The sequence below is a fragment of the Wolbachia endosymbiont of Drosophila leontia genome (assembly GCF_028981785.1).
Classification (GTDB): domain Bacteria; phylum Pseudomonadota; class Alphaproteobacteria; order Rickettsiales; family Anaplasmataceae; genus Wolbachia; species Wolbachia pipientis.
Genome location: NZ_JAPQLK010000181.1, coordinates 1 through 4,393, shown reverse-complemented (window position 1 = coordinate 4,393; position 4,393 = coordinate 1). Strand labels below are relative to the sequence as shown.

At 35.4% G+C, this 4,393-nt stretch carries 5 protein-coding genes and 2 pseudogenes; all 7 read right to left on the bottom strand.

Annotated elements, in window-relative coordinates; translation table 11 throughout:
• Nucleotides 1–55: 55 nt before the first annotated feature.
• A pseudogene (locus OZD63_RS06010) lies at nt 56–355 on the bottom strand (hypothetical protein); the annotation flags it as partial.
• An 86-nt stretch (nt 356–441) separates the two neighbouring features.
• Complete coding sequence (locus tag OZD63_RS06005; protein ID WP_275008377.1) at nt 442–1,599, bottom strand: cytoplasmic incompatibility factor CifA; 1,158 nt, start codon at nt 1,597–1,599, stop codon at nt 442–444.
• A gap of 72 nt (nt 1,600–1,671) precedes the next feature.
• On the bottom strand, nt 1,672–1,917 hold the full coding sequence (locus tag OZD63_RS06000) for a hypothetical protein (RefSeq protein WP_275008376.1): 246 nt from the start codon (nt 1,915–1,917) through the stop codon (nt 1,672–1,674).
• Between the two features lie 108 nt (nt 1,918–2,025).
• Nucleotides 2,026–2,196: pseudogene (locus OZD63_RS06330) on the bottom strand (pyrimidine dimer DNA glycosylase/endonuclease V); the annotation flags it as partial.
• A 9-nt stretch (nt 2,197–2,205) separates the two neighbouring features.
• Nucleotides 2,206–2,739 (bottom strand): pyrimidine dimer DNA glycosylase/endonuclease V, encoded by a 534-nt coding sequence (locus tag OZD63_RS05995; protein WP_182319956.1) that lies wholly within the window; start codon nt 2,737–2,739, stop codon nt 2,206–2,208.
• Between the two features lie 22 nt (nt 2,740–2,761).
• On the bottom strand, nt 2,762–3,658 hold the full coding sequence (locus OZD63_RS05990; protein ID WP_274979663.1) for an Rpn family recombination-promoting nuclease/putative transposase: 897 nt from the start codon (nt 3,656–3,658) through the stop codon (nt 2,762–2,764).
• A gap of 518 nt (nt 3,659–4,176) precedes the next feature.
• Nucleotides 4,177–4,393, bottom strand: a 217-nt coding sequence (locus OZD63_RS05985) for a BRCT domain-containing protein (protein ID WP_275008375.1), incomplete at its 5' end; no start/stop codon positions are given.

Sequence of the window (4,393 nt, the reverse complement as noted above, 5' to 3'; positions counted from 1 at the left end):
AGCTTGCAAATGATTGTCCTTTCCTTCATTTCTCTCCTATTACGAAGATTTTAAACAGGTTCTCAGAAATGCTGTAGCATCTGACAACTTGCTGTCCGTCACGATTATGAGTTAAAATAACAACTTTCAGATTTCCTGTATTTCTATTTCTACCACGTGTATCAATACTATGATTATCAAAACGAAAATACATTCTCTCATTTGCATTTAAGATATTAGCATCATGTGCAGTAGCAAACATACTAAAAAAGAATACAGGAAGGAAACGACCTGCACTTACATGGTACAAGAAAGATGGACATTGATCTAAAAAAGATTCAAATCCTTGTCTGAATCCTTCAAGATCTCCATCCACCAAACTCCTAATAAGTCCATCACCATTACTCATACAAAATACCCCTTATTTACTACGACCAGAAACACCAAGAGTTCATAAGTGGATTACTTGTTACCACTAAGCGTAAAGACGCTTTTTTTCTTATAAGAAGAAACACCACTTACACTAGGAGTTCCAAGCTCAGACTGCGGACCATCATCAACTGGCAAAGTTGTTTCCTTACTACCATGAGCTTTAGATCGTGACCGTAAATTATTCCAAGGACCATCACCTACAGGACCAAGAGGTAGAGTTGTTTTCTCTAACTCAGAGAATAACTCTTCTGCAAACAGACCGTAATCTACATTTACTCTTTTACCTTCTCTACCACATAATCTAAGGTTTTCTATCATGACTTCTTTAAAAAGTTCAAACTTTTCAGGGAAGCAATCCTTGGCAAATGACATTATATCTAATATTTCTTTTTTCTCTATTTCTTTTTCCCTATCAGACTCATGACTATCTTCTCGCTTCCAATTGACTATTAATCCTGCAAGCATACCACTTACATGAACCGTATAATTAGAAGTATTAACGGCAGCCTTCTTGTGTTTATAAAAGTGATCACATCCCCAAATCTTCATAATAAGAGATCTAGCTTGAACACTTGACTCAGAATTTTTCAACATTACACTTGAGAGTGATGAAAGAAGAAGTTCATACTCTCGCTGTGAGAATATTTTGTCTGAATGGTCTCCTCCTGCTGAAACGTCTTTATAGCACCAGCACTGTACCAAATCATGAACTGTATCAAAAAAACATGACTCTATTAATTTAGCAAGAAGAGCATATACTCCCTTATCTTTCTGCAATAATTTCTGTAAAAGAGTATCTTTATCGACTATCTTATTTACACAAAAATCTAAAATAGGAGCATCTTTCTCAACAGATTGAACGCGAGATAGAGCAAGAATAGCTTCTGTGAGCTTCTTTTCTTTATCTTCTTCTTTCAACAGATTATGAAAATACTCTACTCCTTCACTCCACTTAAGTTTTACAGCACTGTCAAAACCTTCTACTGCATCATACTTCTTTAATTCCCCAGATTCTCTATCGATCCAGAAATCAAATACAGGACCTTTCCTTCGAATGCCACCCAAAAGCGAGTTTCGTATGTACTCATCAGTTATAGGATTACCTCTACTATCAAGTTCATCAGAAGAAAATCCATTTTTGTAGGATTCAAATGCTTTTTGAAAGAGTGGATGAATTTTATCTACCACACAGTAACTACAAGCCATCTCATATTTGCGAAGTGGATTATCTATTCCACCTATTTTTTCTTCAGTAAACCTTTAACCTAAAGCAGCATTATCCAACCTTACACCTGACCAGCAACCTTCATCTTGGAATACATTGTGCAAAAACTTCAACTTATCACCCTTAAAGTATTTTATGTGCTCCATAAAGTTATCTTGAAGGACTCCCACCCATCTCTTGATAGCTGACTTCCTCCCGGCAGCAACTGCTGGATCTGGATATTTAATAGCTTCCTGTAATTTTTTGGACATCGTAGCCCGAAGCTCTTTCTGTGTTGGCATTAACCCCTCCTATTAAGTATTTATATAAAAAAGGCATTGTACAGACATTAGAATGGATTGCAATATTAGAATTACTAGAATAGAGGGTTTAATAAAAAAACGTTATGGCTAAAACTTCTTTTCTTGAATTTTCTCAATATAATCAACAGAAAACCCTGTTATTTCAGCAATAACATCAATAGAAACACCCGCCTTGAGTGAATTTTTAGCCACAGCTATTTTAGCCTGTTTTTCGCCCTCTTCCCTGCTTTTTTCATGTCCGATTTGGATGGCTTCTTTATTTATGAGCTATATTAGCTGTGGTATTGTGTAGCAGATTATCCAACCTGGTGCTTCTCTACCTTTTTCCCACTTAGCAAACCTCATCTTTTCTTTTAGGTAATATTCTCTATAGGCTTTTATGGGACTACTACATTTATAGCGATCAGGCAGTGCTTGTATAAAAGTTTGTATATCTGCTGATTGAAAAATTAGCAAATCCTTATTACTATCACACCAATCTATTACTTCCTCTGATTTATGCTTTCTTTTGTATCGCTGTGTATACTCTTTACACAATTCTTTTCCGTACTCTATCAACCAACAAAAGTTCCCTTTCGATTGCCTAGCCCATAAAGAACAAGGATGATTGCTGTGAGTGAGTTTATATGGAACTGCTATATTCTGATCTGTGGTACTGACAAAAGGATTTGGCGCTTTTAATGCGATTGAAAAAACATTACTTAATAACTGAGCAGTTTCTAATGGCATTTTTACTATATGCTTATCACATAACATTTGCGCCGCAATTGCTGGGTTTTCATCTAGTACAAAGATGTTCATCTAGGTGTGAAAAGAGATAAAATCAGGTTAAGTCTTTGACTTCGTCAACTGTAAGACCAGTAGTTTGAGTTATAATATCAATAGAAACTCCTGCTTTAAGTAGGTTTTTTGTGACTTCAATTTCCCTTTCTTTTCTGCCTTTTCCATGTCCGATTTGTATGCCTTCTTCTCTACCTTTTTCAGTAGCATCATCGAGTTTTTGAGCGAGGACAGCCTGTTCATCAAGAATACGTTTTATTTCCTGTTCATAGGCAATAAATTCTTTTTCTGACCAGTTGAATCTATTTAGCTCTTCATAGGCCTTTTTAATTATTAGATCACTACCTATTATTTTTTCCAGCTCTTCTTCACTAGTCTCATCTGCATATTTAAAGAAGTAGATCCATTTTTCAACTATATTTGAAAGCTGATCCTCTTTGGTTTTTGGAAATTTTGGCAATTCAATAAATATGAAGTAAAAATCTTTTAGATCGTGTTCATTAGTATCTTCATCCCGAATAGTATGCTTTGATTTATACTCAGACTTGTCCGGAAACAGGATACAATCTGCTATAGCAATAAAGATAATTTCCTTAAGGTCTTGGTATTGATCACCTTTATCAGCTTGTCTTGAATAAGCTTTAGCAGCATAGTATTGAGCACGTTTTTCAAATCCTTTAGTTTTAGCAACTTGCATCTCGACGATCACTTGCATCCCATCTTCATCTCTACAGAGAACGTCAACAATACTTTGCTTTTTAGCGGCGATATCAGGGTCTTGAATAGTACTTAAAAACTCTATATCCTTTATTTGGTTTTTACCAGTGAAGCCAATGATGTCATTGAGGAAGTGAATAAGTATATCCTTATTTTTTTCAGTACCAAATATTTTTTTGAACGCAACATCATTTCGTACGTCAAGGAACTTCGAAAGAGCCATAAGAAATCAACCTAAAAAGCATTAATAATTATACACAATTCTGAAGAAATATTCAACGTTTTTATTTTCAGGTAAGATTCAAGAGTGTTGATGAAAAAAACGACCTTCAGAGGTGAGCTTAGAATGGTATTTTAAGCCTTGAATGTAGTTTTGGCACTCTTTTTATCAACTCTTCTGTAAAGCGCCTAAAAAGGCCAGCAAATGGATGTCATGAATTTGGAGCTGTAGGAGACATCAAAGATACGCTTTTTGGTGTACAACGATATCGCTCACATAACCACCTTGGTAAACCATCTGAAGCTTATGACCAAGAATTTAGCTTTAATAGCGTGGGCATCAAGTTATATCAGGCAACAGCTTTCGACAAAACGGATTGCTGTAGAGTTTTGGGCATCTGCTGTAAGCCTCTTTTTTATGTACATTTTTCTCGCAGTTGAATTGCAATCTAACGAAAAGAAAATTGCTACTTGTTGATTTGAGGCTTTCAGTGATGAAGAAGGTATAGGAAATAATAGCGTTTATTTTTCTCTCATGATTAGTTTATTAAATTCCTCTTCAGTTAAAATTTTAATACCTAGTTTTAAAGCTTTGTGATACTTTGACCCAGGTTTTTCGCCGACAATCAAGAAGTCCGTTTTATTTGATACACTTGAATTCACAATCGCGCCTAAGAACCTGTTTAAAATCTTCGTAATAGGAGAGAAATGAAGGAAAGGACAATCATTTGCAAGCTGG

Excerpts from the sequence above, each read along its gene's own strand:
- OZD63_RS05990 (WP_274979663.1), bottom strand. The coding sequence starts at position 3,658 with ATGGCTCTTTCGAAGTTCCTTGACGTACGAAATGATGTTGCGTTCAAA.
- OZD63_RS06000 (WP_275008376.1), bottom strand. The coding sequence starts at position 1,917 with ATGCCAACACAGAAAGAGCTTCGGGCTACGATGTCCAAAAAATTACAG.
- OZD63_RS05995 (WP_182319956.1), bottom strand. The coding sequence starts at position 2,739 with ATGAACATCTTTGTACTAGATGAAAACCCAGCAATTGCGGCGCAAATG.